General features: G+C 50.0%; 21 protein-coding genes. 4 read left to right on the forward strand and 17 right to left on the reverse strand.

Annotated features, from left to right (window positions below):
• Positions 1–44 precede the first annotated feature (44 nt).
• From JXQ28_03820 to JXQ28_03850, 7 genes are all read right to left on the reverse strand, one after another.
• Positions 45–1,148: a hypothetical protein gene (locus tag JXQ28_03820; GenBank protein ID MBN2276857.1), complete on the reverse strand. Its 1,104-nt coding sequence runs from the start codon at positions 1,146–1,148 to the stop codon at positions 45–47.
• Positions 1,149–1,158: 10 nt separating this feature from the next.
• On the reverse strand, positions 1,159–1,581 hold the full coding sequence (locus JXQ28_03825; GenBank protein MBN2276858.1) for a hypothetical protein: 423 nt from the start codon (positions 1,579–1,581) through the stop codon (positions 1,159–1,161).
• Between the two features lie 77 nt (positions 1,582–1,658).
• Positions 1,659–2,072 carry a hypothetical protein gene (locus tag JXQ28_03830; GenBank protein MBN2276859.1) on the reverse strand — a complete coding sequence of 138 codons (414 nt, stop codon included), beginning with the start codon at positions 2,070–2,072 and terminating at the stop codon, positions 1,659–1,661.
• 2 nt (positions 2,073–2,074) lie between these two features.
• Positions 2,075–2,374 (reverse strand): hypothetical protein, encoded by a 300-nt coding sequence (locus JXQ28_03835; protein MBN2276860.1) that lies wholly within the window; start codon positions 2,372–2,374, stop codon positions 2,075–2,077.
• Positions 2,367–4,181: a hypothetical protein gene (locus tag JXQ28_03840; protein MBN2276861.1), complete on the reverse strand. Its 1,815-nt coding sequence runs from the start codon at positions 4,179–4,181 to the stop codon at positions 2,367–2,369. Before JXQ28_03840 ends, JXQ28_03835 begins: the two co-directional genes overlap by 8 nt.
• 472 nt (positions 4,182–4,653) lie before the next feature.
• On the reverse strand, positions 4,654–6,051 hold the full coding sequence (locus JXQ28_03845; protein MBN2276862.1) for a terminase family protein: 1,398 nt from the start codon (positions 6,049–6,051) through the stop codon (positions 4,654–4,656).
• A complete protein-coding gene (locus tag JXQ28_03850; GenBank protein MBN2276863.1) occupies positions 5,988–7,247 on the reverse strand; it encodes a hypothetical protein in 1,260 nt (419 codons plus the stop codon). The genes JXQ28_03845 and JXQ28_03850 overlap by 64 nt, the downstream gene beginning before the upstream one ends.
• Positions 7,248–7,542: 295 nt before the next feature.
• Here JXQ28_03850 and JXQ28_03855 point away from each other — a divergent pair, with 295 nt between their 5' ends.
• The 3 genes from JXQ28_03855 (at position 7,543) to JXQ28_03865 (ending at position 10,579) form a co-directional block, all read left to right on the forward strand.
• The gene (locus JXQ28_03855) at positions 7,543–8,301 is read left to right on the forward strand and encodes a PEP-CTERM sorting domain-containing protein (protein ID MBN2276864.1); all 759 of its coding nucleotides are present in this window, start codon (positions 7,543–7,545) and stop codon (positions 8,299–8,301) included.
• 165 nt (positions 8,302–8,466) lie between these two features.
• On the forward strand, positions 8,467–9,987 hold the full coding sequence (locus JXQ28_03860; protein MBN2276865.1) for a tetratricopeptide repeat protein: 1,521 nt from the start codon (positions 8,467–8,469) through the stop codon (positions 9,985–9,987).
• A gap of 31 nt (positions 9,988–10,018) precedes the next feature.
• On the forward strand, positions 10,019–10,579 hold the full coding sequence (locus JXQ28_03865; GenBank protein ID MBN2276866.1) for a hypothetical protein: 561 nt from the start codon (positions 10,019–10,021) through the stop codon (positions 10,577–10,579).
• A 47-nt stretch (positions 10,580–10,626) separates the two neighbouring features.
• On the opposite strand, the gene JXQ28_03870 is transcribed toward JXQ28_03865, so the two are convergent.
• The 8 genes from JXQ28_03870 to JXQ28_03905 form a co-directional block, all read right to left on the reverse strand.
• A complete protein-coding gene (locus JXQ28_03870; protein MBN2276867.1) occupies positions 10,627–11,835 on the reverse strand; it encodes a PD-(D/E)XK nuclease family protein in 1,209 nt (402 codons plus the stop codon).
• A 119-nt stretch (positions 11,836–11,954) separates the two neighbouring features.
• Positions 11,955–12,548 (reverse strand): outer membrane beta-barrel protein, encoded by a 594-nt coding sequence (locus tag JXQ28_03875; GenBank protein MBN2276868.1) that lies wholly within the window; start codon positions 12,546–12,548, stop codon positions 11,955–11,957.
• Between the two features lie 219 nt (positions 12,549–12,767).
• Positions 12,768–13,616 (reverse strand): orotidine-5'-phosphate decarboxylase, encoded by an 849-nt coding sequence (gene pyrF, locus JXQ28_03880; protein ID MBN2276869.1) that lies wholly within the window; start codon positions 13,614–13,616, stop codon positions 12,768–12,770.
• A complete protein-coding gene (locus JXQ28_03885) occupies positions 13,616–14,530 on the reverse strand; it encodes a dihydroorotate dehydrogenase (GenBank protein ID MBN2276870.1) in 915 nt (304 codons plus the stop codon). Before JXQ28_03885 ends, pyrF begins: the two co-directional genes overlap by 1 nt.
• A complete protein-coding gene (locus JXQ28_03890; GenBank protein MBN2276871.1) occupies positions 14,527–15,318 on the reverse strand; it encodes a dihydroorotate dehydrogenase electron transfer subunit in 792 nt (263 codons plus the stop codon). Before JXQ28_03890 ends, JXQ28_03885 begins: the two co-directional genes overlap by 4 nt.
• The gene (locus JXQ28_03895; GenBank protein MBN2276872.1) at positions 15,315–17,414 is read right to left on the reverse strand and encodes a tetratricopeptide repeat protein; all 2,100 of its coding nucleotides are present in this window, start codon (positions 17,412–17,414) and stop codon (positions 15,315–15,317) included. Before JXQ28_03895 ends, JXQ28_03890 begins: the two co-directional genes overlap by 4 nt.
• Positions 17,398–18,312 carry a radical SAM protein gene (locus tag JXQ28_03900; protein ID MBN2276873.1) on the reverse strand — a complete coding sequence of 305 codons (915 nt, stop codon included), beginning with the start codon at positions 18,310–18,312 and terminating at the stop codon, positions 17,398–17,400. The genes JXQ28_03895 and JXQ28_03900 overlap by 17 nt, the downstream gene beginning before the upstream one ends.
• Positions 18,309–19,040, reverse strand: a complete 732-nt coding sequence (locus JXQ28_03905) for an NAD-dependent deacylase (GenBank protein MBN2276874.1) — start codon at positions 19,038–19,040, stop codon at positions 18,309–18,311. The genes JXQ28_03900 and JXQ28_03905 overlap by 4 nt, the downstream gene beginning before the upstream one ends.
• An 86-nt stretch (positions 19,041–19,126) precedes the next feature.
• On the opposite strand from JXQ28_03905, the gene JXQ28_03910 reads away from it, so the two are divergent.
• Entirely contained in the window at positions 19,127–20,632 is a 1,506-nt protein-coding gene (locus tag JXQ28_03910) for an SGNH/GDSL hydrolase family protein (protein ID MBN2276875.1), read from the forward strand.
• A gap of 29 nt (positions 20,633–20,661) precedes the next feature.
• Here the strand turns inward: JXQ28_03910 and JXQ28_03915 are convergent, their stop codons facing one another.
• Entirely contained in the window at positions 20,662–23,001 is a 2,340-nt protein-coding gene (locus JXQ28_03915; GenBank protein MBN2276876.1) for a VCBS repeat-containing protein, read from the reverse strand.
• Between the two features lie 242 nt (positions 23,002–23,243).
• Complete coding sequence (locus tag JXQ28_03920; protein ID MBN2276877.1) at positions 23,244–23,993, reverse strand: SDR family oxidoreductase; 750 nt, start codon at positions 23,991–23,993, stop codon at positions 23,244–23,246.
• Positions 23,994–24,044 lie beyond the last annotated feature (51 nt).

A 24,044-nucleotide genomic window follows, 5' to 3' on the forward strand; every position in this document is an offset into this window, starting at 1 on the left:
CGACCCGGCCGAAACAGCCGGGTCGATAATCATTCGGAGATTGATCAGGCGAAAATAGTGTCGAGAACTGCGGCCGCTTCCCGGATGACCTTGGCATAGGCTACCGATTCGGAGATGACCGCCTCCTCAAAACGTTGCTCGATAATTTTATCGTACTCAACCATGAGCGGCTGGGTGATCACTTCTTCGATGGCGAATCGCGAATCGAGACCGACCACCAGATCGGTCGGCACCTCATCGCATCGCACCAGGGAAGCTCCCAGAGGGCTGAACATCTCCCCCGTCCCCTGGAAACGATAGCCGGCCATCGGGTCTTTGAATTCATCCAGCGTCAGAATGGATTTGAGTTTGTTGATATGACAGATAATCGTGTTCATCTCGAACGGTTCGAATTCGGCCCAGAGGGTGATCAGATCATCGTAGGTCATGGTACCGGAGGAGGCGGCATTGACCGTCACGGCCGGATTGTCGTTGCCGTCGCCGTTAAGGAGGCAATCAACCACCAGCGCGATTTTATCCGTCTGCAGTTTAAACCCGATATACCATAACAACACCCGGAACTGGGCCGTGGTCCGGTAGCGGAGTGACTTATAACTGGCTCTCAGACCGAGACCATATTCGGCGACATTGATGGAATGGTTCTGTTCGGTGACAATGAGCTGGGGAATTTCGCTTCCCTCGCCAATCGGCCGCAGGGAAAATTTGTCGGTGCTCGAGGTATCGACATGAAACGGCGTATAGCGGTTGTTGTTAACTACGGTGCTGTTGGCCAGCAGACGCGAGAGTTCGGGACGCATGGACTGGCCTTTTTTGATCTCCCTGAGAATGAACTCCGGCATCAGGGATGAGGCTTTCTGGTAGAACTGATCCACCAGGGTCGGGTTTTTCCCTCCCAGCCGGATTCCGGCCAGGGCCAGTTGCCGCTCGAAGGCATCCAACGGGGAATTACCGGGCGAGGGGTCATATTCCGGCGTCTCGAGCAGTTCACTTAAGGTCAGGCCGCGGTTCTCGGCTTCAAGATAAGTATCGCGGTCGATTTTGAGTTCCGCGGCCCGGCCGAAATCGACCATCCCGCCCGGTTCCCGATCCGATATTCTGTTGTTCATTTCGGACACGGCATCGGATTGAAGAAATTTATTGAAATCCATCGACTCCTCCTTAATTCAGATAAATGGTGCAATCACTGGTCCCGTTGACTTCAAGAACCCATCCCCGCGCGATATTCCCTCCGGCCGGATCATAGCCGGTCAGAGCCGGGGCTTGCTTGACCGCCCCGCCGGCCGCGCCGACCACCCGGTTCCCGATCTCGGGATAAGTGGCGCCGATCGGCAGGCGGCAGATTCCGCCGATCTGGACCGTGGCCTGACGCTGGCCGTTATCGCTGTCGGTCAGGGTCAGGGCCACCAGCTTGCCCAGCAGGGTGGAATTATTGTCGCACGGACCGACCTGATAATTTCCGGTCAATGTTACCGCCCGACCGATATCGGTATCCTTGAGATCATCGACATCGGCGGTCTGCGAAATGGAAAAGGTGGCCAGAACCGGCGCGATGGTTTCGAGATTTTGTTCTCTGATTGACATAGATATCATTTCCTTTCCTGGTTGTTTATTATCTCAGGCCGGGGCTGTCCCCCACATGGCCGGGATATTATCCTCTGTCAGATTTTATGATCCATCCAGTTTTCGATTGAACCGGCCCGGCGGGCAAAACCGAGGTATTTGAAACTGGATGGGAAATTATCACGAAAACGGGCCGCTGACCGGCTGTAAAGTTTTATCAGTTCCGAAACCGGCACGGTTTCCAGGTTATCGTTCAACCGATGTACCAGCGCGGCATCATCATCATTCGGGCGGCAGGCCATATTGGCCCGCAATATGCCGACCACCCGATTGCGATATTCTTCCTTGATAAGATTTAATTCCGAGGCCAGTCGGGTACATTCATCGCCGACGGCTCCTGTTTTATCAAGAACATTCCGTAAATCATCAAAGTTAATTTCCTCGATTGATTCGTCATCAAGGCAGGTCAGAATTGCATTTAACGTCTGTAAATCAAGAATATTTTTATTCACTCCTATCTCCCCTGTTCGGTTAAGAAAAATTCTATTCGGGTCAGTCGTCTCTCGATATCATTCCTGAACTGGAAAAACTCATCCTTGCCGACCCGTCCTTCGCGGATCACCACTTCCAGCCGGGCCAGACGTTTATCGATTGTCTCCACCAGGGCGGCCTCGGCTTTCTCGGCCAGGCGGACTTCGATAGAACCAATGGTGGTGAAATAGGCGGCTGTCACCCCCAGCAGGGCCATAATAAAGCTGATCAGCGGCCGACTTATAAGACTGCGAAAACTGTCATTGCGATTGAAATCAGACATTTTTGCCCCCTGAAAATTGATAAAAAAGATGACGCCTGTGACCGTTCAAAATAATCGGCCTGATGATATACTTCCCGCCCAGGAATCCATCAAGACTGATTTTAAGAGCATTATCTTGAGTTGTGTAATCGAGGATATTTCCGGTTTCAAAGAAAGCACCTTCGTCGATCTTATCCGGCTGACCCTCATCGGCCGGAAAACGGCGCCCTTCTTCCAGCCGATCAGTATTAAATTTTTTGATGTTGTATGATCTCACACCATTTTCGAATTCCAGATCAAGCCGTATGGTTGTCTCCGAAACCCGGCTTAAGTGGTATCTTCCGGCATAATTCGCCGGTTCATCATTTTTAACCAGTTGACTTAAATCATCGGCGATTCCGTAAGCGAAGTGGCAGTCAATTACCCGGGGATGCATCAGATGCAAACCATCCGGCCGATCCGTTATCGAAGCTGTCTCGATCTCTATCACATCTCCGACCCGGAAATCACGATTGCACCTCAAATGAGTGACGACCTTTGTATTGTCGCGGTTCCGGCCTTCCAGAGAATAATCGAAACCATTGCCCCGGCGTTCCTGACCGGTTATTCTCAATCGGATAAGATGCCGGTGAGTCAGCAGGTATTTTTCGTCCGAATCGAGAGTATGGATTTCAACTCCATAGCGGGTGGCAGTCTCCCAAATGGCCCCGGCCAGATTATCACCTGTGGCCACTCGTGCGGGCACCAGAAGATCGGGTGCCGCGGCAAACAGCCGGTTGAGTTCTTCGCGGCGTTCGGATCCGCCAACCCTGCGGTCCTCACTTGCCCCAGCTTTGAGAAGGTCACAAATTTTAAGTTCGATTCTCCTGACATTCGTTTTCTCGCCCTGCAGAAACCGGATCAATTCCTCGACCGGCCGACGCTCTTTCCCGCGGTGCCCGATCAATCGGGCCTCGACAGCGAAATTATTATCGGGCATGGGTAACGATTCGAGATACTTATTCAGAATATCCGATTCCAACTCGATTTGGTCACCACCCAAAATCCGCATCCGGCCATCGAATCTGCAAAGCGTCACCGGAAGGGACTCATAGGCCGGGAGAATATGATATTTTTTGCTTTTATTTAGCCGCTCCATCGACCAGATGCGTTGCGGCGGTTGGTATAATGGAATTATCCAAGAATTCGGGGATTCATCGCTCGTGACTTTGCGAAAGACCAGTTCATTGGTAATGGTGGTATCTTCCACCGAGCCCCGGTACACCAGCGATGTTTCCAAAACTTTGAGTATCTGACGGTAATTGAAATAGGCCTGACGCCGGTCGCCCCCGGGTACATCGTACTCCTCAAAAGGGCGGTGCCGGCATTTACGGATATCCTCACCGCAGATCGAGCACTCGGGGAAGTTGAAAATAAAACTGATCGAGCCTTCCTTATAAATACCGCCGTCAATATTACGGCACAGGTCATCACTGCGATCGGCATTTTTTAGCCAGTAGAAATAAACCTTGACCCAGCGGACACCATCGCGAATGACCGTCTCGGCGTGAAAGTTCCTGGCAATCGGAAGGCTGTCCTTGCGGTGACCGATCAGCACCGGGCTGTCGATAAGCATCTCCGCCAGTTTCTCGTGCTCCTCGCCCGGAAAACAACCGCCATAGCTGTTGACCTGATCGGAGACAATGTACATGGCCCGGATATGTACATTATCGGGGTGCACGGCGGTCGGCGGCTTGATATTGCGATTGATAATATCCGTCAGTTCCCGATAGCCTGATGGTTCCTTTTCGATCAGCGAGGCGGTAATACTTCCAACCAGATTTTTCATTTTTCCTCCATACTGAAGTCTGGCAGGCCGGCAAATACCACCGAATCGATGCAGAAATTGTCCGCCCGATTTATGCAAGAGAATTCACAGCCTTTTCCGTCCAAATTAAGACAATCTGGTAATTAATTATTGGACAACTACTTACAAGGCCCGGCAAGATTTGGTTCCGATGGCATAAGTCTTGCATTGGGGACCGGATGAATGGAATTGACGAAATGAGGTGATCGCTATGGTCGTTTATAGAGCCAAAAAAAGAACTACTCTGAAGTGGATAATCGCCGCCATTATTTTTATTTCAGCCCTTTCGATAACTTTCAATGACGTCTATGGCGCGGTTTCACCCTTTTAATTCGAAACAGAACAGAATGAAAATGCGCCGGTGTAACCGGTGTTTTGCACTGGCGCAGTGATTAGCAAACACCGCATTATCTTAGCGATATGGCCTGGATTGCAGACCCGGATTCAGGCCATTTTATATTTTCCCCAGACGCGGTTTGATAACGGGTGTTTCCGGCTTGTACAACGGCCAGAGAGCCAGCGCCAGGGCCATGACGCTGTCGCAGGTATTGTTATCGTCCCACCTCGCCGAACGCAGTTCATCTTCCAGCGACCAGATCCGTCCTTCGGCATCCGGGATTTCCCAGCGGGCATACCTGATTTTTTTCATACTGTGAAACAACTCCAGATTGGTCAGCAATTCCGCCTTGGAGCGGGCCGTGAAAATAAAAGTCGTCGGATTATAATCCTGGAGTTGCGACACCACCACATCCCCCAATCCGGTGGCGTCAATCACCAGCCGCCCGGGATAAATCCGCTGGCGGGTCCGGATATGTTCCAGGATAATATTCCAGTCCCATTTTCTGATCCTGACCAGATCGACCACGGTGCATCGTCCCTCAAAAACCTCTATCGTAATCCCGACCGTGGCGGTTTTTTTGCGAGCCAGATCCCAGCCGGATATATAAAAACGGTTTTTATCCGGCTGACCGGGAACTCGTTTCGGTGTATCATCCATCAGAGCGGCATCAATATCTTTGCCGGGAATGATCTCGCCTCCGGAATCGATAAATTGCCCCATGATATTCTGAGAAACCCGCTTATCGCTCAGATAACGAAGTTGCATGGACAGGTATTCATGAGAAATATAGCTGTTTTCCCGGGAATCGCCGTTTTGAATATAGGCATCGTCGGGACGATCCTTCAGTTCCATCATTTTTTTATAGAACCAGTTCCGCCCGTTCGGGGTTGAGATCAGATCAAGGCGCCCCCGGCGGTCGGCCAGACGCATTTTGATGACTTCATTAACCACATATTCGGCCTCATCCTCGAAGGCCACCTCGTCGAAAACAAAAAAATCATAATCGTTGCCCAGCAGATACTCCCCCCGATGCTGGGTCGACCGGGCTTCGATCAGGGCGCCGTTACCGAGGTAAATTCGGGGATATGGTGTCACTGTCATTTTTTTCACCAGTCCCTTTATCCGGCAGGAACCATTCAGAATTCTGAGAACGGTGTTGAATATGATCCGGGCCTGATCGAGCGTTATGCTGGCACAGACAATATTGTACCTGCCGGCCCGGTCGTACTGACGATCCCGGTAACGAAACAGGGCATGGTGAATGATCTTGATCGCTTCGGCAAATGATTTCCCCCAGCGATTACCGGTAACCAGCAGGTTCTCGGCCTTAAGGCTGTTTTTCAGCCAGCGTTCCTGCCCCGGATGGGGCGTGATATCCAGAAATTTAACGGCGAAAAACGCAATATCGCGGATGGCCCGCTTCCAGTCGGAATGTTCGAAAAGCGCGCCTATATCAGTTCTCCGGCCAACCGGGCGGCATCCTCGCGAGTGACCAACCCGGCCTGGTACAATTTCAACAGACTGTCGATTCTTCCGCGGGCGATTTCGGCCCGGTCGGAAGCCAGGTAGGTCAGGGAATTATCGAACTGGTAACGACAGACGGCCTCGATACCTTTCAGGGCCAGTTCGATATTTCCCAGCCATTCCAGAAATCGGGCGGTCTGGCGCTGAATCGAAATCACCTGGCGCATGACCAGGTCGTATTTGAATTGCGCCCAGTTGTGTGTCGTGCCGTAGCTGTAACCCAGCATGAACGGGGCCAGGCCGGTCCCGCCGCAAATCTCCTCGACCATGGCCCGATGGTTCAAAAACCAGGCATGGGTAACACCCTGGACATTTTTGGGGCCGATATATTCGATACTGACATTATCCCATGTCACCGGGTTGTCCTCGGTCCGGCAATCCCGGATCATTCCCACCGTTTCATCGAAATACTCATTGACCCGTTCAACATAGGCCGGGTCTGATTCGCCCGCCAGTTTTTCGGGGGGCGTTATTTTAACGTGTAGCCGGTGATACCCGGCATTATGAGTCGAACGACTCATATCATCGACCAGTTCCTGTTCGATGCGCGCGACAAAGGGGATGGCGCCCATGATCGAGCGCCCCAGACCGCTTTCAATATCGGCATTCAATCCGAAATAATAAAAGTCATTGCCATCAACCGTGACCTCATGGTCATCGGTAATCAGAACCAGACGGCGGCCGCCCCGGTTATCCCGGATCGAACCGACCAAAACCGGATCGACCGGGTCGAATCGCTCGATACCGCTCATATCACTTTTAAGACGGACATAACCGGCGAAGGCCCCATCAGTGAACAACCGGTCGAACAGCATCGGCAAAAATGATTCGGCTCCGGCCATGCGCTGAAACGAAAACGGGTAAATACCCAGCATCATCTCATCCAGATATTCCCGGGCCTTAGCCGAGACCGTTTCAGAAACCCGGCCGACAATATCGAAATGTCCCGGTGCCGCGGCCAGCCGGCTCCAGGTCCAGATACAGGCATTTAGCAGCGGCACATTATCCCGCAAAAACCGGTACAACCCGATCCTAAATCGCCGGGGATAAAAACTACTATCATTCCAGATCATTTCATGGCGGGATGGTTTTATCACCGGAAGTCTCTGTCGTAGTTCAGATTCACCGGTTATGAAATCAATCACCTTCATCCTTGCATTTCTTTTTCTATTCTTAATAGCCATTTAAATATCCTCCTGCGAGGCAATCTCAAATTCCATTAAACATTGAATTGATGTTAATTTGGAAGTTCCGCCGCTTGAGAGGTAAAATTTTTCATAGCATTAATAAAGAATCTTGCCTAAAAATTGCATAAAATTGCACAATCGGACCTGAAACTTGTTTAACACACCACCACTAATCACATAACAAATTGATTTAAAATGACTTATATCAACACAGCAGAATGTCCGGCAGATGGCATTAAGATTGCTATTATTTTAACAAAACTATAACTATATTTACAGAGAGAGACCCGCTATGAAAAAGACATTAATGGCCCTGGTTATTTTGACTTTGGTTTGTTTCAGTTCCAGCTATGCGGCCTTCAGCTGGCAGTTATATGATTTCGGGACCGGACCGTTTGATGCCAATAACAACACCGCCCCGATTGATTATCCCTATGGCGTAGGGGAACTTCCTTCACCCGGTATGCTTGGTGAGGGCGGCGAGAATTTTGATCTGGAAGGTTTTCATTTTGCCACTCAGGGTAGCACTGTTCATCTGGCCCTGACTAATTCTTTCGGCTACTCCGCTTATTCGACCGGATGGAATCGCAGTTATCATCTGGGTGACATTTTCTTTGGATTCGATGGTAACAAATATCAATATGCTATTGATGTCTCTGAAGGCAAATTGTATCAGGTGAATACTTATCGCGGAATTCCCGATAAACCGGGCACTTATTATAATTATACCGACATTCGTAACGCGGTCGGCGGCTGGGAAATCACCAGTGGCAATTTCCTTGGCAATGTGACCAACCAGCGGACTTTATGGGCTGGTTTGGAAACCAACCCGTTGCAGGGCAACGGCGATACCTATGTCTGGGAATTCGCTTTTGACGCCAGTATGCTGGGGGGTTTAGACGGTCATAACTCCATTTCCTTCCACAATACCCTAGAATGCGGCAACGACTTGATGGAAGCCTCCTATAATATGGTTCCTGAACCGACCACCATGATTCTATTCGGTCTGGGTTTACTCGGAGTCGGTGCTATTCGTCGTAAAATCCGTTAATACCAGTTTAATAATAAGTTTAAAGCCGGGACTTGCTCCCGGCTTTTTTTATCTCCGCAGTCTTGACACCTGCTTTTTTTTTCGTATTTTGATGCGCGAATTTCGGCAACAACCGATTATACAACAGGAATATGAATCTTATAACAATCACCAGGGATGGAAATCGTGAATCCTGAATATCACCGGCGATTCAGCATTAAAATAGTTATGGCGCTTTTGGCCATTTGCTGTATGATCGGATGTTCCTCGGAATCCGGTCGAAAAATTGTCTTCAAGGCTGAGCAACTCTATAATCAGGCTGAAAAACTGAAACAAAAGGCATCAATCAAACCTGAATTAAACGACACTGGCACCAGAGATCAGATTAAGCAGGCCTATCTCGCTGTTACCGATTATTGCTGGATCTACATCGACTCACTGTCCGGTGAAAAAGACACGGCAGCACGAGTTGATCTGGAAACAATTGCCTTTCTGGCCGCCAATCGCCTGACCCAGATATATTTCGCAGGGGAAAATTACGATTCGGTGATTGCTGTTTCGAATCAATTACTTAATTTCACCAACCTCAAAGGCCCCCAGCGGCTGACCACTGAACTGAACCTGGCCTTCGCTCTCCAATCGCGGGGTGATCTGGAAAGCGCCGTGGGCATATACCACGCTCAAATGGATGCTTTCTATCCTCCCGTTGATAATAAGAATGATATTATCACTTCGGTTCTCAATCTCCCCCTTGATATCATTAAAATATACCGTATGATCGGTTATGACTCCCTGGCGATAATCGAAACCAAAACCGGAGAGACCTATTATAACAGGTTAATCAGTGACTGGCCCAATTCGGCTCTGGCCACCGCCGCCCGCAGTAATCTGGCCCGCCTCCATTATGATGCCGGGGCATGGGATAAAGCTATCGCCGATCTCAGCCAACTGAAAGATTCAACCGGTCAGATCGATGTCGAAGCGACCATGATGATAGCTGAAATTACCTATAAAGGCAAAAAAAACTATGATGAAGCCCTAAAACTGTATGATCAGCTATCGAAGCGGGTTCAGGACACTACCATTTTGCCCATGATTATGTTGCGTAAAGGAATAGCTTTATTCGACAAGAAAAAATACAACGATTGCCGGGAAATCATGTCGAAGATTAACGATAAATACCCGGGTTATTTCCAGAATAACTCCCTGCCGCAAAAATATATCGCCATGTCGTTCATGAAATTGGGCGACTGGATACGGGCCGAAAATGAGTATAAATGGCTGATCGATAATTATTCCACCTCGGAAGCCGCCTTCGATGCGCATCTGACTATTGCCGACCATTACCAAAAGGCCAATAATAAGGATTTGACTCGAACCTGGTTTAGGAGGGCAGAGGAATTCTATTATGCTATGGCCAGGCAATATCCCGGCTCAGCAATCGAGGCTTCGGCCATATCCTACCTGGCGGAACTGGCCCGAATGCAGGAAAACTGGCCCCAGGCGGCGGGTTATCTTGAAGGTCTCTATAATAAATTCCCCACGACCGATATCGGCCGAAAGGCCCTGGTCAATGCCGCCGCCGTTTATCGAGACAAACTCGACAATCCGGCCAAAGCGGACTCCCTGATCGAAAGACTAAAGTCGGAACTATTCCCTCTGGACGATAGTAAAAATATTGATGTTATAACCGATGATATTAAGTAAAACCTATATACTTGTGTTTCATGGAGGTAAAATGAGTTCAAGGAATCCCCTCATCTTGGCGACCTTAATGCTTCTGGTTCTATGCACCGGTCTCTTCGCGCAGGATGATAAGTATGGCAAAATCGACACGGTTTATGCCGAACCTTATCAGATCGATGCCAAAAACTGGGCTATTAATGTGTCAATGGTTAATGATGAAGAAATAATTGCGATTTCCATTCCGCTGACCTTTTCATCGGGGAAAACTAAAATCGTGGCCGACTCCACCATTTTCAAGGGCGGCGTGGCTCAGGATTTCCGGGTTAAATATGCCCGTGTCGATACCACTACCCAGTGTCTCACCATCGGTTTAATAGCCGATGTGGGCGTATCAGTACCTCCCATTCCACCGGGAAAAGGACGCGTGGCCACAATCTTTATTTCCGCTCTCGATGACAGTGATATCGGCCCCCTGAAGGTCGATTCCACCACCACTCCTCCGGGTAATAATCTCCAGTTGGTAACGCCGCCGACCGAGGGAATCGTCCCGGTGTTTGTGGTCCTTGATGGCTCAAAAGCCACGAAATCGGAAGGAAAAGCCAAAAAAGAATAAAGGCAATCTGATGATAAAAAAACCCGGTTGGCATCAACCGGGTTTTTTTATTCCCCTTTGTATCGGGTATAAAGAGTCTCCCGCCGTCTTTTAATAAGAAATTTCTCCAGTTGTTTTTTCAATTCCGGGGGGAGTTTTTCCGTGATATAAAACTCCTTATAAAGCACATTCTGATCAAGTTTGAAGCATTCCTCAAGATTGAACCGGCGGGCAAGATATGAAATCTCAAGATAATCATCTTCGGAGGCGGTCTTTGACGGAAACATTTCCTCATCCTTGAAACTGACCCTTACCAATCCCTGATCGCCTTCCAGACTGCTGACATCAAAATCCTCACAATATTTGACAATATCAGTCTTGAGAGCTTTCATCTCGGTCTCAATCTGTTTTTTCTTTTCATTGAGGCTTAAATATTCACCGGCCATCCGGGATCCGATACCGGGATCGAATTCAACCTCGATTTCCTCGTCGAGTGCCAGGCGATGACGTTTAGCCGGGCACAACTCGAAATAAATACACCAATCACATATAGCCGACTCCTGCGGCGGGAAATCATCGAACTTCACTGCTCTCTCAATCTCCAGAATTTTCTGGTACGTTCGATAACGAATCTCGTCGAGCTTGTCTTTATCCATAACCGCTTTCATTTCCACGCCCTGACGAAGAAATATCTGCTTCAACTCGAACCGGTCGAAATCGGGCCAGAGATAGCTCACCCCCATTTGATACAATCCCATCTGAGCATCATCCTCAAGAACATGCTGAGTCGGTAAAAAGGCCTTGGTTTTGTAATCGACAATCTCCACTACCCCGTCAGCCCGGCGGCTGATTCGATCCACCTTGGCATTAATCATAAACCGGCTCTCCGGGTCAAGCGGAAATGAAATGCTTTTTTCAAGCGCCAGAACATCGCCGTCATCGAACGGATGATACTTATCATAATAGCGTTTCAGAGCTTCCTCACCCACCCGGATATAATCATCGACACCGAGATTCTCCCTGGTGACTTTGATTCTGTCCCGATCGGGGCCATCCCAATGCTCATGATAAATACCGAGAAGCTCATTGACCGTTAACAGTTTCCCGTTCAATTTCAGGGAATATAATTTCTCGAGGGCATGATGAACCGCATTGCCCAGGAAAGCCTCAACCCCGACCGGCTTTTCCACCGCCGCCTTTTCGATATACTGAAATTTATATTGCCGCGGGCAGGTTTGGAATGTCTCAATCCGGGAATTGCTGTACGAGCGAGCCATAAAAGCCTCCGTCGTTATTTTACTTCATGGGATTATACGATACCCCTTTCTCTCAGGCAATCACATAATAAAAAAAAGCCCCGTTGAAGCGGGGCCTGATATTTATCGGTTCAATTATCTTATGGCAGGCTGAAACTCAATCCGGCCGTGATGCTGTTATACTTGGTCACCTCGTCGGGCGTACTCACCCAGTTCAAACGATATTCGGCATTGAGCGTCAAAGGAAAAGCCGGCAGACCAACATCGAATCCCCCCATAAGATGATAACCCATCCGGGTTTCATTACCGGGGACTTCGATATCATAGGTATCCAGCGCCCAGCCGACCGGTTCCACATAATCGTAGCCGAGCGAATGGGTGGCCACTCCGGCGCCCAGATAAGGGGTAACAACCGGCAGGCTGAAGGGATAAATGGCCGAAGCGGAAAACTGCAGATCGCTCCGGGTCAGTTCAAAGGACTGGCCGAATCCGGAATATGTTTCTTTTTTCCAAGCATACTCCCCGCTGACAATCAGATCGATCATGGGCAGTTTGGTGAATTTCAACTGCAAACCGGCCAGGTTCATGGCATCGGTATCCTCGCCCGGAACGGCAAACCCGGGTTGCTCATAATTGGATACCATCCCGCCTTTAACGCCGATCGAGATTCCTGTCAGGGCGTAGCCGGGAGCCGCCAGAGCCAGAATGATCAGGGTCAAAATTAGTCTCTTCATATTGCCTCCTTGGATTTCTTCTATATATCGACCGGATCGGAGGACAATTTTAATCATTAATCGACGTCATTTAAGCCGCATTATTAATCGGGCCCGGTTATGTGAATATTAGTGCGATTTGTATAAAATTTGAACCGCCGCAGATAATCCCGATCCGAAACCGGCCAAAAAAAAATCGGCCACAAATGGCCGATTTTCAAAATATCAGAAGCTTAATTCCTAATCCCTGGCTGATTTTTCCTCTTCCGCCCTTTCCTTCTGCCCTTTTAGTTCCTTAATGATACCGTTCAGTTTTTCCACTTCGGCCCGCGCCGCTTCGGCGAAATTGGCCTCCGACGAAGCATACAGCACCGATCGGGAAACATTGATCAGAACCGGATTCTTGAAATTGGCCGTCCCGTTGATAACCGCCTTTTCCAGATCACCGCCCTGCGCCCCGATTCCCGGGATCAGAATCGGCATATCACCCGAAGCCTTCCTGATCTCCGCCAGTTGTTCCGGGTGTGTGGCTCCGACCACCAGACCGAGATTCTGCTCCTTGTTCCAGTAGGCCACTTTTTCCGCCACATACATATACACCGGCTTATTGACCACATGCATCAATTGAAAATCGCGGCTCCCGGAATTCGAGGTCAGGCAGAGAATAAAGGCACCCTTTTCCTTGTAGTCCAGGAAAGGCCGGATGGAATCGTAACCCATATAGGGATTGAGCGTCACCCAGTCGGCCCGGAAACGCTCGAACATGGCCGAGGCATAATGCGCCGCGGTATTGCCGATATCGCCCCGCTTCCCGTCGGCAACGACCACGATCTCGTCGGGAATCTTGGTAATAATTTTCTCCAGAAGCGAAATCCCCTCGGAACCCAGTTCCTCATAGAAAGCCAGATTCGGTTTATAGGCGGCCACAATGTCTTTGGTAGCTTCGATTATGGCCACGGCATAATCATACATGCCCTTGATGGTGGCGGCATAATCGGCGGGAATTTTTTTTCGATCCAGATCCAGGCCGACACAAATCATGGAATTATTCTTGGCCTGAATCTCCTTGATTTTATTCGATGCGTTCATCAGTATTTCCTCACCTTGCCGATCAGTTCGGTAACCCTGTTCAGTTTTTTATCCGATAAATATTTTTTCAAACCCCGGACTATCTTAAGAGGGGCATCGGGTTCGACAAACAACCCCGTTCCCACTTGCACGGCAGTCGCCCCGCACAGGAAAAATTCCACGGCATCCTGCCAGTTGACAATCCCGCCGATCCCAATCACCGGTATTTTAACCGTATTATAGACTTGGTGAACCATATTAAGGGCTACCGGTTTGATGGCCGGCCCGGATAGGCCGCCGGTATTATTGGTCAGGCGGGGCCGCCGGCTTTCGATATCAACGGCCATCCCCACCAGGGTGTTGATCAGGGCCAGCGCCCCGGCGCCGCCCGCCTCGCAGGCCCGGGCGATTTCGGTAATATCGGTGACATTGGGCGATAACTTGGCAATCACCGGGCGGGGAAACACCCTTTTTATCTCGCGCACGGCGGCCTCAGCCAGCGAGGCGCTTTTGGCGATTTCCATCCCGGCCTCGACATTGGGACATGAAAAATTAAGCTCCACCATGTCGGCGCGGGGACAATCCGCCAGCCGGGCGCAAATATCGACATACTCCTGGAGTTTTGCCCCGGCCACATTAACCACCACCACCGTCCGGAATTTTTCCAGAAAAGCGAGTTTCTCGGTGATAAAACGATCCACCCCGACATTAGCCAGACCGATAGCGTTGAGCATCCCGGCCGATGTTTCGGTCGTTCGCGGCGGCGGATGGCCCTCACGCGGACTGATCGTAATCGATTTGGTCACAATTCCGCCCAGATGCGACAGATCGTACAGCTCGGCCAGCTCCTCGCCATAACCGCAAGTTCCGGAGGCCGTCAGAATCGGGTTACTCAGGCGGACGCCGGCAATCTCAACCGATAAATCAACGCTCACAGGATCACCTCCCCGATTTCGTAAACCGGCCCCTCGCGGCAAATCCGGGTATATCCCCCGACCCGAAGCGGTTTGATACAACCCAGGCAGATCCCGATCCCGCACGGCATCGGCGCCTCGAGCGAAAGTTGCCCCGGAATTCCCATCTTACCGGCCAGTTCATCCACCGCCCGCAGCATGCCTTCCGGTCCGCAGGCGTACATCCGGAATTTCCCCTGCCGGGAATCAATAACATCAACAAGGGCCCCGGTAATCAGACCTCTGAATCCCAGCGAACCATCTTCGGTGGCCGGGTACACCCTCACTCCCAGTTGCCTGATCTTTTTAAGTTCCACCAGATCATCCCGCGTGGCACCACCGTAGAAATAAAGCAGTCTCTTTTGGTCAAAGCCCTTTTCGGTCAGGATTTTGGCCAGCAGGTAGATCGGCGGCATACCGATTCCACCGGCGACCAGAATAACCGTCTCACGGCGACCCGGCAGACGGAAACCGTTGCCGAGAGGTCCGAGGACATCAAGACGGTCGCCCCGGTGAAGTCCGGCCAGTAATTTGGTTCCCCGGCCGAAGACTTTGAAAATAATTTTGATGGTCTTTTGTTCCGGCGAATAATCATAAATTGAAAACGCCCGGCGGAAAAAAACATTCGTATCGGGTAACCTGATATGTACGAATTGACCCGGTTTGATATTCCGGGCTTTGGAAAACGGGGCAATTTCCATGATGAAATTGCCCCGGCCTAAATCAGTTTTTTTTATGATCTCCGAATACCCAATAACAATTTTACTCATCTTAATCTCGATGGCAGGGGTATATAATATTTATAAACGAACCAGTCGTCAAACCATTCGGGGCGGATCCAGAAAGTGTCGAAATGCGACGACAGCACCGTCTCCGTAGCCTCTTCGTTCAATTCCACTGACTCTGTCGGATTCATCAGTTTAGCCTCGGTCACATCCCCGAAAGGATCGATTTTTATCTGAAAATAAAGATTCCCTTCGAATTCCAGGTAGTAAGCCGCCGTAGGATAGATAAATTCCTTATCGTACCGGGTCGGGGCGCCTTGAACTTCAAATAGCGTATTCCCATCGGGTCCGGTGAAATAACGCTGTTCCGGGGTCAGGTTGGCGGCGATCTCGGTCGAATCTCCATCGCCGTATCCATCACCTTCCGCATAAGCCGTGCTGTCCTCGCCGTAATACTGCTGATCATCCTCGTCTTTCTGGATTCTTGGCTTGATTACCAGTTTTTTCTCGGCGGCCTTGGCGAAATCGGTTTTGGGAAACGAATCGGCGAAATACGCATATTCATAGTACAGCGTCGAATCATCGGGACTGTCATACATCTCCCGCAGCCACAACAGAGCATACTTGGCCTGGATATTAAATTGGGAGCGCGGGAAACTGTCGGCCACCATAGAGAAATAATAGCGGGCGGAATCGATATTTTTATTGTCGAACACGAAATACTCGGCTCGCTGGTAGTATTTTTCGGCATATCCCGAATCGGCGATGGTTCCCGACAGGCCCAGCAGATTGATGGCCTCCGGGACAAAATCGGACCGGGGATAATCTCTCAGGATAATTCTCAGGGTTGAATCGTACACCGTGGTATCATTGTATACATCCCGGGATAACATCGCCATGGCAATCAGGGATTTGGGGGTAAGGTACGCCGTCGGGAATTTCTCGACCAGCAATTGAAACTCCTGGATGGCCGAATCGGGTTTGTCCATCTGGGTTAAATATAATTCGGCCAGAAGATACTGCGTTTCCGCGGCTTTATCGATTTCCTCAGCCGTGGCCGTGCTGTCCACACTCCTCTGGTTGAGATACTCCTCCAGTTTGCCGATATCGGTGGAATGCTCCAGGGCCTCCTGGTAAATGCCGCTGGCATTACCGCTGGTTTTGGCTTTGTCGTAATATTCCTTGGCTTTCATGTAATTTTCATAATCATATTGATACATCAATCCGAGATAATAATTTGCCAGACCGCCCAGCGGGTGACGCGGATATTCGAGAGCTACCTGCTCGTAAATCGACTCGGCCAGCATCAAATCACCCACCCATTCATAACCCTGGGCGATTTTCATTTTGAGTGATGCCAGCGAGTCATAGTACAACTCATTTTCAGATAATTTCTGGAAATATTCCATTCCCGCCTCGATATCGTTCAGAAAATAATGAGTCTCGCCGAGGCGGAAGTTAACCTTATAGTAATCCGGCGTGGCTAAATCGTACTTCAATAATTTTCCGTAATCCTCAAGCGCCTGGCGAAGCTTGAAACGCTGGAAATCACCGTCGGCGATATACATCTGGGCCAATATCTTTTCCTCATCGTTACCCAGTGAATCTATCAGGGCCTGAAAATACGGAACGGCCTTGTCATAATTCTTCTCATCGAAATAGTATTCACCCAGGGCAAGAGCCGCATCTATCTTAATCTCCCGATCCTGGCTCTCGCTGAATAATTCCTCGAAAAGGAACATGGCATCATCCATTTCATTGAGCATCAGTTTTGATTTGGCCAGGTAAAGGTTGGACATCTTATAGAACGGCGACTGGGGGAAATTGGCGATCAATTCGCGAAAACGCTTTTCGGCTTTGGCGTAATCCCCGGTATAAAAGTGAGAAACCCCGTTGACATATAGAGCGTCATCATACCAGCTGGAACCGGGATACTTCTCGAGAACCTTATCGCTTTTCTCAATAGCCTTTTTGTACTGGCTGTTCCCGGCATTGCTGACCGAGCGACGCCCGCTTTGCTTGCGTTTAGACTCCGCCTCGCTGAAGGCCTTGCGGGCATTATAAAAAGTATTGTAATAAACACAACCGGCCGTAAACATCAATACCAGGGCCACCAGCAGTATTCTAATATGACGATTCATAACTCAAATTCTGAATAAAACCGTTCTTCAACCCGGCCTCATAGAAACCTTCGACGGCGCGATCGAATTCCTCGACAGTCACCCGCCGGTTAATCGTTTCATCGTTAACCGCCCGATAAGCCGGAAAATACTGACTCATTAACGAAATATATACATTTCCGGAGATTTCTTCAGCCAGAAATTTAAAAATTCCTTTGGAACCGGAAATATTGTTGGGCAGGACCAGGTGTCTGATAATTATCCCCGATCTGGCCATTTTGCGGCCATCCATCTTCAAATTGCCCACCTGGCGATACATTTCCCTGACCGCCGCCCGGTTGACTTCCACATACCGCTCGCATCCGGAATAATGCCTGGCCAGGGCGTCGTCGTCATATCGCATATCCACCAGATAGACATCTATTATACCCTCCAGATGCTTAAGAATTTCAAGTTTCTGATAGCCGGAACAATTATAAACCAGTGGGATTTTCAGGCCCTCTTTCATGGCCTCTCCGACACCCAAAAGGATCATCGGCAACATGTGGTCGGGAGTCACAAAATTGATATTTTCTGCGCCGCGGGCCTGAAGTTTCAACATCATCTCCACGAACTCGCCAATCGAAACCACCCGGCCATTGCCGAATTGAGATATGGGATAATTCTGGCAATAACGGCAACAAAGCGAGCAATTGGATAGAAATATGGTTCCCGAGCCGCCTCCGCCGGAAAGCGGTGGTTCCTCGCCGAAATGAAGATTATGACTGGCGATTTTAAATTCCGCAGTGCTTCTGCATTTGCCCAGTTCGCCCTGTGGCCGATTGACACCACAATCCATCGGGCATAGACGGCACTCGGTCAGCGATTGGAACAGAGTGCGGCCGATTTTGATAATTTCTTCTGCGGATTTCTTCTTCATTTGTCCAGTTTCTCGACAATCTTCGGCAGAATTTCACCGGATTTTCCATGAAAGGCCCAGTCCGCCAGATCGCTTAACGGGGTCGGCTCCAGATTAACCTCCACCAGCCGCGCTCCCTGGCTCCGGGCCGTCATCGGCATCGAGGCCGCCGGATGAACCAGGGCCGAGGTGCCGATCGAGAAAAACAACTCGGCCCGTGACGCCGCTTCAATAGCCCCATTCAACGCCTCCGGGGGGAGCAGTTCCCCGAACCAGACCACATCGGGACGGATTCGGCCGCCGCACTCACATCGGGGCAATTCCTTCACGGAAAGATCAATATCGCCCTTGAACGGTTGTCCGCATTCAAAACATTTATTCCGGGTAATATTGCCATGCAGTTCCAGAACATTTTTCGAACCGGCTCGCCGATGCAAACCATCGACATTCTGGGTAATCAGGGTGAAATCCTCAAACCTTTTTTCCATCTCGGCCAGAGCATAATGACCCGGATTGGGATCGACTTCCTTAATCAGGTTTCGACGAAAGAGATACCATTCCCAGACCAGCCGAGGATTGTCCATAAATGCCTCGGGGGTAGCCAGTTCTTCCGGACGGAATTTGGCCCACAAACCTTCCTTGCCCCGAAAAGTCGGGACCCCCGATTCGGCCGAGATACCGGCCCCCGTTAAAACCGCCACCCGTTTGGCCTTTTTCAAGATTTGTATTAATTCCCGAGGTATTTCCATATCCGTTAGAAGATACGAAATTTCGCCCCGAGGGCAATCTCTTATTTATCTTTTGTTTCAAACGGTATCATAGATAAATTACGGTTGTGAAACGCAAAATCATATTCAGCCTGCTGGTCTTTATGGCGGCGGTGACTATCCTGGAAATGGCCGCCCGACTTTTCGAATCGAACTATATTAAACCGAAGCAAAATGTATCTCTGCAGGGCTGGCAGGCCGGCTTTTTCAGGACTTTTCTGGATTGGCATGAAAATGATCCCGATCTGCTATGGCGATTTAAAGCCGGACTCGATAATCCCCTCATCCAAACCAATTCCGATCATTTGATCGGACCCGAAATAGCCCCTCAAAAAGCCCCCGGGACTATCCGACTGCTCCTTCTGGGTGACTCCTCCCCGGTCGGTCTGGGACTTGGTACCCGGCGGCAGGCTTTCGGCGAAATATTGCAGTACCTCCTTCAATTGGAATTTCATGGCAATAAACAAATAGAGTTGATTAATGCCGCTGTTTCCGGCTATACCAGCGAACAGCTCGCCCGCTTCCTGGAATTGAGAGGGTGGAATTATGATCCCGACCTGGTTATTTTGTATTGCGGTAATAACGATGCTTCGATCTCCGGGCCATCCGATGATTTTCAGTTGCTTGAAAGCCAGAAGTTGATATCCCTGAGAAAAGCATTGGCCCATCTGGCCGTATATCGTATCCTGCGCGGCTTTCTGGTACCCGGGAAACCTCCATGCTCTGTCGGACTGACCGTGCGAGTCGATCCCGAACGATTCAAAATCAACCTGGATAATATCGCTTCACAATGCCGCGATCATGGTATTCCTCTGATTATTCTCAAACCGCCGGTACCGCTCCTGTGGCCGGCCGGACTGCAGTTCAAAGCATTGGCTCATGAAACCGGGGAATGCGGTGAACTTATTTTCCCAGGCACCCTGATCGATATTCTCGGCCGCAAAATCAAATACTGTCTCAACCGGGATAAAATCAGCCGGTTGTACGGTGCCGGAGATGTTTTCACTCGAAATGTATTTGCATCGGCTTTTATCGACACCCTGACCGCCGGACAGGCTGTCCGTTTTTATTCCAATCAGACCAGGCTTTTTCCCGATGATCCGATCGCCATTAACAATCTGGGTGTTTCCCTTTGGGAGAGCGGTCAAAGCAATATCGCTGTCTGCTGCCTGAAAAACGCCCGGCATCTTTATATTAAAGAGAAAAAAGATACCATCAATTATAACACCCTCGCGGCCGGTTCGCCTTTCCTTTATAATATCGGTATCTGCTTGCTGGAGGATTCGGTCTTCCTAAATCCCGAAAAAGACTCTCTTTCAGGAGCCTTTATCTATCTCGATTCGGCCCTTCAGGCTGATTATCTCTCTCTCAGGATTAAGCGATCGTACTTGACCATGATTGACAGCGCAGGGAATTCACCCGGTGTCACGGTTATTGATCTGCCCATCATTTTCCGTGACCGCGGCAACGAGTTCCTCTTTTTCGATCACTGTCACCCGAACCCCGAGGGGCACCGCCTGATCGCCGAAACCCTGTTCCGGATTATTCGCGACCAAAGCCTGCTGGTAAAATAATCATAATGCGTCCCGAATAACCGGTTCAATTACGGGCAAATCGGCTTCGGGCCATCCCGATACATGTAATTGATGAGATAGGTGACATCAAGAATATTAACAGCTCCCGAATAATTGCAGTCACCGCTCCAATAGGGATCGGGCACCTCCCCATTCCGGTACAGATAACTGATCAGGAAAGTGGCATCGAGCATATTCACCGCTCCACTGCCGTTGGCGTCGCCGCAGAGATGATTCAAATACATCATAAATCCGGCCCCGAAATCGGCATTGGCCAGATCGAGATCGCCATCGTTATCAAAATCGGCCGTGCATAATTTCTCTATCGCGCCGCAATCTCCATAATCGGAGTATGCCTCAAAAGTCCCGTCACCGTCATTCAGAAGGACCGAAATATGATTCCAGTCACCGGGACAGGTCGAGCCGGAAGCCAGATCGATATCGCCGTCGGCATCGAAATCGCCGCCGACAAGTGTCTTTGAACCACAGCTTACAGCATAATTCACCGGGGTCGAAAAATCTCCCATGCCGTCATTGATAAAAATCACCACACTGTTTCCGGTGCCGGCCGCAATATCATTGTAGCCGTCGCCATTGAGATCGAATGAAACTATACTCCCTGGAAGCGTTCCCGGATTCAGAATTATGGAGGAGGTGAAATATCCATCACCGTCATTGGTATAAATCGCGATGTAACTATCGTAATTGAGCACCACCGCCAGGTCAAGATCATGATCATTATCAAGATCACTGACGGCGATACTTAATGGATATTTATCGACTTCGTATACGGCCGCCGCGCTAAATGTGCCGTCGCCATTGTTTAGGATTACCGCAAAATCTTCAGCTTCATCATAAAAACTCCCGGTCACCAGATCCGGCCGGCCGTCACCATTGAAATCTCCCGTGTGAACCGAATGGGGATTCTCACAGACGATATAGTACACCGGTAACGCGAAAGTGGCATCGCCGTTGTTCATAAATACGGCCACATTCCCTGCCGTCACATTGGCAATCACCAGATCAAGATCACCGTCATTATCGAAATCCCCGGCCGTAATCGTCTCCGGACCGCCGGAGGCGGTCAGGGTCACTCCGGGAGTGAAACCGCCATTACCGTCATTTATCATCAGGGAGACATTGCTCGATTGATAAAACCCCGTCCCGGCGATATCAATATCACCATCATTATCAAAATCTCCGGTATAAATGTCGGCCGGAGTCCACCCTGCATACAGGGTATCGCGGACAAAGGAGCCGGTTCCGCCGCCCGGGGAAATACAAAATGACCAGAGATAATCCTGCGGCAGGGCTCCCCCCTGATCGGAATGAATATCATCGGTCAACAAAGCCGTCAGCTTTTCACCCGGAATAAAGTCCCCGCTTCTTTCGAATTCCACTCTGTTCCCGGCCGCATAATAGTTAATCGTCCCGGATAATCTCCCGGTCAGGGAAGAATGCAGGACAACCGACGATGATGTAAATGTGGCCGGATCCATGGCCAGATCGAAATCGGCGCCGAATCCGTAAAACGAGGTGTCGACACCGACATCGTTGCACGACGGCCGGAAGGTTTCCACTTCGGGTATGCTGTCACCCGGTTCATTCCATCCCTCCACCTGCGCCATCATCCACCACCATGCCTTGCCCTTCAGGTAGCAGTTGAAGCAGTGCGAATGGGCGCAGGAACCGCAGGTGGGGCAGGTATGCACGGCGCACCAGTCGGAACACCAGTAACAGGCATCGGTTTCATCGGGATAATAATTGCCGTCGGGATCATAGCTTTCGATATCGGCGAAATCGAACAGGACTTTGTCATGACTCGTGCAATAATCCCGAATCTGATTGTTGTTGGTATACAGAATCCCATCCGGGCCGGAACCATCGAGATGCCCGGTCATATAGATAAACACCGCCCCCGGGTACGCGGCTTCCAGTTCTTCCATCTTGGCCAGGTAAGCGGCGATTCCCTCTTCGTTATTATCGGAACAACCGCCGCACCATGAAAACATGACCATATTGCACTCCGGGTGGTTGTCGAGATAGTACCGTGCATGCGGCGCCCACGAGGTATCGCCCGTGTGGCCGAGATCGTCCCCGCGCTCGTAAAAATACGGGCTTTCATACAGGCTGTTTTCGTCATAGACCATATCGATTCCGGTCACGATCTGGGAACCGTGGGAGGTATGGGCATAGTAAATATGATAACCGGCGGTGATTTCCTGTATGACGGAATCCGGGATATTGTCGAACTCCCCCACCGCATTATGATCAGCCACGATAGCGGCGCCAAAACTGCCGCTGAAAGCAACGATAAATATTATTGCCACGATAAACAGGATGGATTTTTTATTGAAGAATATTGACATGGGTCCCTCCATGATAATTTTTGGCATGTACGGCGTTGAAATAAAAACAATCAAAACAAATATACGAAAAATGGTCGATCAGGCAAGTTAATTCATTGTCCAATCGGAAATTAGCCAGTCGGTGAAGGATGCCTCTTATATTGCACATTTCTCGAAGTTAATAAAATTCAGGTCTCGACAGATTCTAATAAAAACGGCGGTAACTCCGCCGTTTTTTATTAACGCACTTATAAATTTATCCGCTATGGCATTTGCGTTCCGCCGCTGACCGGGATATATGCCCCGGAGATAAAACCGGCCTCGTCCGAGACTATCATCAGAACCGCCCCGGCGATATCCTCGGGATGGCCTACCCGTCGAAGCGGCGTGGTCTCGGCGCTCCGTTTGATCTGTTCGGGCGGAAGCCACGAGGTGGCGTCGGTCATGGTCAACCCCGGGGCGATCGTATTGACCCGAATCCCCTTCGGGCCCAGTTCCAGAGCCAGGGATTTCATCAACCCGTCAATCCCGGATTTGGCCGTCGTATGCGCGCTGAAACCGTAACCCGGATGACGCGAAAGGCCGCTGCTGATACCGACAATGATTCCTTTTTTTCGCTGAATCATGGAGGGGATTACGCCCTTGAGGGGGTGGAAAAATCCGTCCAGTTCGCCCAGCACCTTATTCTTAAACTCATCGTAAGTCAGTTCGATAAACGGTTTGAACGGAACCTTGGCGCCCGCATTGAGAACCAGAATATCGATCGGCCCCAGCTCCCGGGTTATTTCGGCCAGCATTTGATCGACTTCATCTTTCTTCCGCACATCGGCCTGGAAGGCAATAGCTTTGCCGCCATGTTTCACAATGTCGGCGACAACATTCTCGGCGGCTTCCTTGCTGTTGACATAATTCACTGCCACTGCCGCGCCGTGCTTGGCCAGCATTTTTGCTGTGGCCGCCCCGATTCCACGGCTGGAACCGGTGACCAGGGCGATTTTTCCCCCAAGATTCATAATTAACACCCTTCCGCAAATATAATATTTAATCTTATTATAATACGCACC

The sequence above is a fragment of the Candidatus Zixiibacteriota bacterium genome (assembly GCA_016933955.1).
GTDB lineage: Bacteria > Zixibacteria > MSB-5A5 > GN15 > PGXB01 > JAFGTT01.